6 protein-coding genes are annotated in these 5097 nt (G+C 64.6%); all 6 read left to right on the top strand.

The window, feature by feature from the left end; genetic code table 11:
* Positions 1 to 471 (top strand): ISAs1 family transposase (locus ACIQWR_RS41310; protein WP_404021292.1); only part of this gene is annotated, 471 nt, incomplete at its 5' end.
* Positions 472 to 946: 475 nt separating this feature from the next.
* Positions 947 to 1315: a hypothetical protein gene (locus tag ACIQWR_RS41305; protein WP_404021290.1), complete on the top strand. Its 369-nt coding sequence runs from the start codon at positions 947 to 949 to the stop codon at positions 1313 to 1315.
* Positions 1316 to 1353: 38 nt separating this feature from the next.
* Positions 1354 to 2391: a peptidoglycan-binding protein gene (locus ACIQWR_RS41300; protein WP_404021287.1), complete on the top strand. Its 1038-nt coding sequence runs from the start codon at positions 1354 to 1356 to the stop codon at positions 2389 to 2391.
* Between the two features lie 23 nt (positions 2392 to 2414).
* Entirely contained in the window at positions 2415 to 3092 is a 678-nt protein-coding gene (locus tag ACIQWR_RS41295) for an ABC transporter ATP-binding protein (RefSeq protein WP_404021284.1), read from the top strand.
* On the top strand, positions 3086 to 4273 hold the full coding sequence (locus tag ACIQWR_RS41290; protein ID WP_404021281.1) for an ABC transporter permease: 1188 nt from the start codon (positions 3086 to 3088) through the stop codon (positions 4271 to 4273). Before ACIQWR_RS41295 ends, ACIQWR_RS41290 begins: the two co-directional genes overlap by 7 nt.
* A gap of 94 nt (positions 4274 to 4367) precedes the next feature.
* The gene (locus ACIQWR_RS41285; protein ID WP_404021278.1) at positions 4368 to 4907 is read left to right on the top strand and encodes a winged helix-turn-helix domain-containing protein; all 540 of its coding nucleotides are present in this window, start codon (positions 4368 to 4370) and stop codon (positions 4905 to 4907) included.
* The last annotated feature ends 190 nt before the right edge of the window (positions 4908 to 5097 follow it).

Raw genomic sequence — 5097 nt, 5'->3', positions numbered from 1 at the left:
TGGAAGGAGGTCACCGCACGGTGCTACGACCGCGAGGTGGGCCATGGCCGCAAGGAGACCCGTGTGACCAGGGCCCTCACCGTCACCGGCCTCGGTCTGGACTTCCCTCATGCCGTCCAGGCCGTGCGCGTCCTGCGTCATCGCACCGATCTCAAGAGCGGCAAGTGCAGCCGTCAGACCGTCTACGCGGTCACGGACCTGAACTCGCAACAGGCCTCGCCTCAGCGGCTCGGTCAGCTCGCCAGGTCACAGTGGACCATCGAGAACCGGCTCCACTTCGTCCGCGACACCACCTTCGGCGAGGACGCCTCGAAGATCCGCACCGGCCACGGGCCCGAGAACATAGCGACACTGCGCAACCTGGCGATCAACACCCTCCGGCACCACGGGCACCGCAACATCGCCGCCGGCCTCCGCCACGTCTCCTACGACCCGTTCAACCGGCCACCGGACCTGCTGAACATCCCCTGACCAGGCTGTCTACACGGCCACCGCGACTTTGAAACGCCCCTGGCAGAGACCCTGGCCGGCACCGGCACCGGCCACAAACGCTGGACCACCCGCTGAAGGCGAGCCCTCCAAGCCTTCGACATCGCCTTCGACGGCCGCCTCGCCAACAACCGAATCTGACCCTACAAACCAACCCAGTTACGCCGAAAACTTTACAGACCCCGGGTGCCCGGAAATCGGGGCCGTGACACGAGCGTCCGCAGCCTGCGGTGTGTTGAGAAAAAACGCTGGCTACGGGCGCAGTGACCTGGCGTGGCCGGGCCGTTGCCGATTGTCGCGTCGCCGGGTTTGGGTGCCTCCCGAAGTTGTGAACACCACCCCTCCGTTACGAACGTACGACGACCGGGAGCCGTGTCAAAACGTCGGCGTGACTTGTGAACGAAGCTATCAAGGCCTGAAACATTTGCGAAACATACAGTTCTATACACCTTGATACATGACTGGAGACAAGCACAGCAGGCAACGCCATAAGGCCCTCCTGGCTACCGGAGCGGTAGTCCTCGCTATATCCCTGGCTGCCTGTGATGGTGGCGCGAAGAAGGTGGATGGCGCCAGGCCGAGCGACGGCTGGTCCGCGGACGCTAACGGCAATCGGAACAAGAAGGTCGAGGGCGCGGACGAGGCTCAGAAGAAGAAATGGAGCGAGGAGCTCCTGCAGTATGCACAGTGCCTGCGGAAGAACGGTTTCAAGGAGGCAAAAGACCCGGTCGACGGCGCCTACCTGGACCAGACTCCGGACACCCCAGAGAAGCTGAAGGCGCAGGAGGCATGCAAGGACGTCCTGAAGGGCTGGGGTACTCAGTGAGGCGCAGGCGTCTGCTGTACGCGTCGTTGGCCGGACTCATGGCGGTGGGTGTGGGGGCAGGTGGCATCGCCACTAGCCAGGGTAGTAGTGGCGAAGAGGCCTCCGGCAACAGCGCCCGTCCGGTCCCCGGCGGAACTATCAAGCTGGCCAAGGGCGATCTCGCCCAGTCCGTGACTGCGCCCGGCAACCTGCACTTCGGCTGCCTCTTTACGGTGGGCGGCGGTGTGAAAGGCACGCTCACTTGGCTTCCTAAGCCCGGCGATCTCATCGAGCGGGGCAAGCCGCTCTACCGAGTCGACGACAAGATCGTTGTCGCCTTCTTCGGTGGGATTCCCGTGTACCGCAATCTCAAAGCTGGCGATCAGGGCAGGGATGTAGGGCAGTTGAAGGAGAACTTGCGTGAGCTTGGTTACGTAGCTGGATCCGGAGACATCTTCGATGCGGGGACGGTCGCCGCGCTCAGGAGGTGGCAGCGCACCGCTGGCCTTGAGGTGACCGGGGAGCTTGCGCAGTCACAATTCGTTTTCGTGGCGGGTCCTTCTCGGGTTGCTGAGGTGAAGGGCCAATTGGGTAAACCCGTGGGCGGCGATGTGCTCGTGGTGAGTAGTCGGTCGATGGAGGTAGACCTGGAGGTCCCGATCAATGAACAAGCGCTGGCACACGTGGGGGCGCCTGCCGAGGTATCGCTGCCGGGTGGCAAGAAGGTGAAGGGTGAGGTCGCAGCGTCTTCGCCCGCGGGCGCGGCGCCCCCTTCTGATGAGCAGGGGCTTGGCGGCGGGGGGCAGAAGCTTGCGCCCACGCTAAAGGTGCGGGTCAAGCTCCTCGATGCGGACGCGGCGAAGGATCTTGTCGGCGGGACAGTCGATGTCAAGCTGTTCAACCCACCGATCCAGGGCGTCTTTTCGGTACCGGTGACCGCGTTGCTCGCGCGGCCGGGCGGCGGGCACGCGATCGAGGTTGTGGAGGGCGGCAAACGGAGACTGCTCCCAGTGAAGACAACCCTCTTCTCGGAGGGCCGGGTGCAAATCGAGGGAGACGAGCTCCGGACGGGCATGGACGTGGCGGTACCGGGATGAGGTCAGACGATTCTGTGGATGCGGTGGTGGAGCTGGAAGCTGTCTCCCGCTCCTACCCCGGCGGTGTCGTCGCCCTCGACTCGATCGATCTCAGCGTCCGGCGCGGTGAACTGACTGCCATCGTCGGCCCCTCAGGGTCTGGGAAGTCAACCTTGCTCAACCTCATCGGCACCCTCGACCTACCCACTTCCGGGCGGGTCGTTATCGACGGCCATAGCGTCGCCGAGCTCAGCGACCGTCAGTTGTCTGCCCTGCGCGCACGCTCAACCGGATTCGTTTTCCAACAGTTTCATCTTGCGAACGGAGCCAGCGCCCTCGACAACGTCGCCGATGGACTGCTTTATTCGGGACACCCCCTGAAAGAGCGACGGGAGCGGGCTACGGACGCCCTGGAACGGGTTGGTCTCGGTGATCGGCTCATGCATAAGCCACACGAGCTGTCGGGTGGCCAGAAGCAGCGCGTCGCCATCGCCCGTGCGGTGGTGGGCCAACCCGCGCTGCTGCTTGCTGACGAGCCGACCGGCGCCCTCGACTCGGTGTCCGGTGCCTCCGTGATGGAACTGCTACACGAGCTGAACGCAGCCGGGACGACCATCCTCGTCATCACCCATGACCGCGATATCGCGGCCGGACTAGACCGGCAGGTCGCCATGCTGGACGGTGCTGTGTACGCAGACTCGGGTCGGGTGTCGGCATGCTGAGCCCGGCCAGGCTCAGCGCACGCGACGTGCTCCGCGTGGGTGGGTTCGGGCTGCGCACACGCCCCATGAGGGCCTTCCTGTCCGCGCTCGGGATTGCTATCGGGATCGCGGCGATGGTCGCGGTCGTCGGAATTTCCACATCCAGTCAGGCGAATCTGCAGCGCGAACTTGACCGGATCGGCACCAATCTACTTTCCGCCCGGCCGGGGTCCTCTGTCGCGATCAAGAAGCCGGTGAAGTTCACCGAGGGGTCGGCTGGGCAGCTCGCCCGGATTGAAGGAGTGGAGTCGGCGACCGCAGTGGGAAAGACAGCCGGTTACGTCTACCGGAATGACCGGATACCGGCCAACGAAACCAATAACATCACCCCCTTCGCCGTCCAGAGCAACCTCCTCGAGACCGTGCGTGGTGCGGTCAGAACGGGCAGCTGGCTCAACGACACCACCGCAGAGCATCAGGTGACGGTTCTCGGCTCTTCCACCGCCCAAGCACTCGGCATCATCGCCCCAGGCGGGCAAGTACTCATCGGCGGCCGATGGTTCACCGTCGCCGGTATCCTGGACCCACTACCCCTCACACCGGAACTGGACTACGGCGCATTGATCGGCTGGGACGCGGCCAAGGCGTACCTTAGCTTCAACGGGAACCCGAACACTCTGCACGCGCGCACCAGCGAATCGGAAATCCAGCAGGTGCAGAAGCTGATCGCACCCAGCCTTAACCCGGAAGACCCCACCGCTGTCAAAGTCTCCAATCCGGCCCAAGCACTAATGGCCAAGCGGGCCGGCGAGGCAGCATTCACCGGGTTGCTGCTCGGGCTCGGCGCGGTAGCGCTCCTCGTCGGTGGCATCGGGGTCGCCAACACCATGGTCATCTCGGTACTCGAACGCCGCGGCGAAGTAGGGCTGCGACGGTCTATGGGCGCAACCAGGGGCCAGATACGCAGCCAGTTCCTCACTGAATCACTGCTGCTCTCGGCACTCGGCGGCGTGGCAGGAGTACTACTTGGGTCAGGAGCAACCGCGGTGTTCGCGCTGCTGCAAGGGTTCCCCGTGGTGGTACCTCCCTGGGTGATCGCAGGGGGCCTTTGCGCGACGATAGCGATCGGCGGCGTAGCCGGGCTATACCCAGCGGTACGCGCCTCATGCCTATCCCCGACCGCTGCACTGACAGCAGTTTGACGGCGAGGCAATTCAGGCAAATGCTTATGTTACTGAGGATTTCGGGTTGTCGTCGGGTGGTGACGGTTCATGATTCCTGCGGTATGCCGGTGGTATGCGTTATCCGGAGGGTGGGGGCCTGATTGCTGAGCGTCGGGTGTTTCGTGAGGGGATCCGGTGTGAGGCCGGGGTGCGGTTCGCGGCGGGTGAGAAGACCGCGGTGATCGCGAAGGATCTGCGGGTGAGTGTGCGGTCGGTGGAACGCTGGCGCCATGCCTGGCGCGAGGGCGTCATGGAGGCCCTCCGCTCGAGCGGTCCGGCAAACTCGCCGACCGTCACCGATGCCCAGTTCGCCGTACTCGAGGACGAACTCGGCAAGGGTCCGGCCGCGCACGGTTTCGAGGATGAGCGGTGGGCCCTGGTCCGGGTCCAGACCGTGATTCGCTGTCGTCTGCGCCTGACGCTGTCGATGGCGACGGTCTGGCGGCTGCTGAAACGGCACGGCTGGTCCTGGCAGGCGCCTGCCCGCAGAGCACTCGAGCGTGATGAGCACGCGGTGGAGTTGTGGAAGAAGGAGGTGTGGCCGCAGGTAAAAGTCTCGCGGTGGCGTGTGGGGGCTGGCTCGTCTTCGAGGACGAGGCCGGATTCTCCATGACGCCGCCCCGCGCCCGCACCTGGGGCTGGCGCGGACATACCCCCGTCATCCGGGGGAGAGGCAGGTCCCGTCGCCGGACTTCGGTCGCCGCCCTGTGCTGCTACTGACCTTGAAGTCGTCTTGTCGTAGGGGCTGACGGTTGATGATCGTCGCGGTATGCCGGATGTATGAGGTATCCGCAGGGTGGGGG

It is taken from the genome of Streptomyces sp. NPDC098789 (assembly GCF_044759975.1).
In the GTDB taxonomy this organism is placed as follows: domain Bacteria; phylum Actinomycetota; class Actinomycetes; order Streptomycetales; family Streptomycetaceae; genus Streptomyces.
This window is presented reverse-complemented; position numbering and strand designations above follow the sequence as displayed.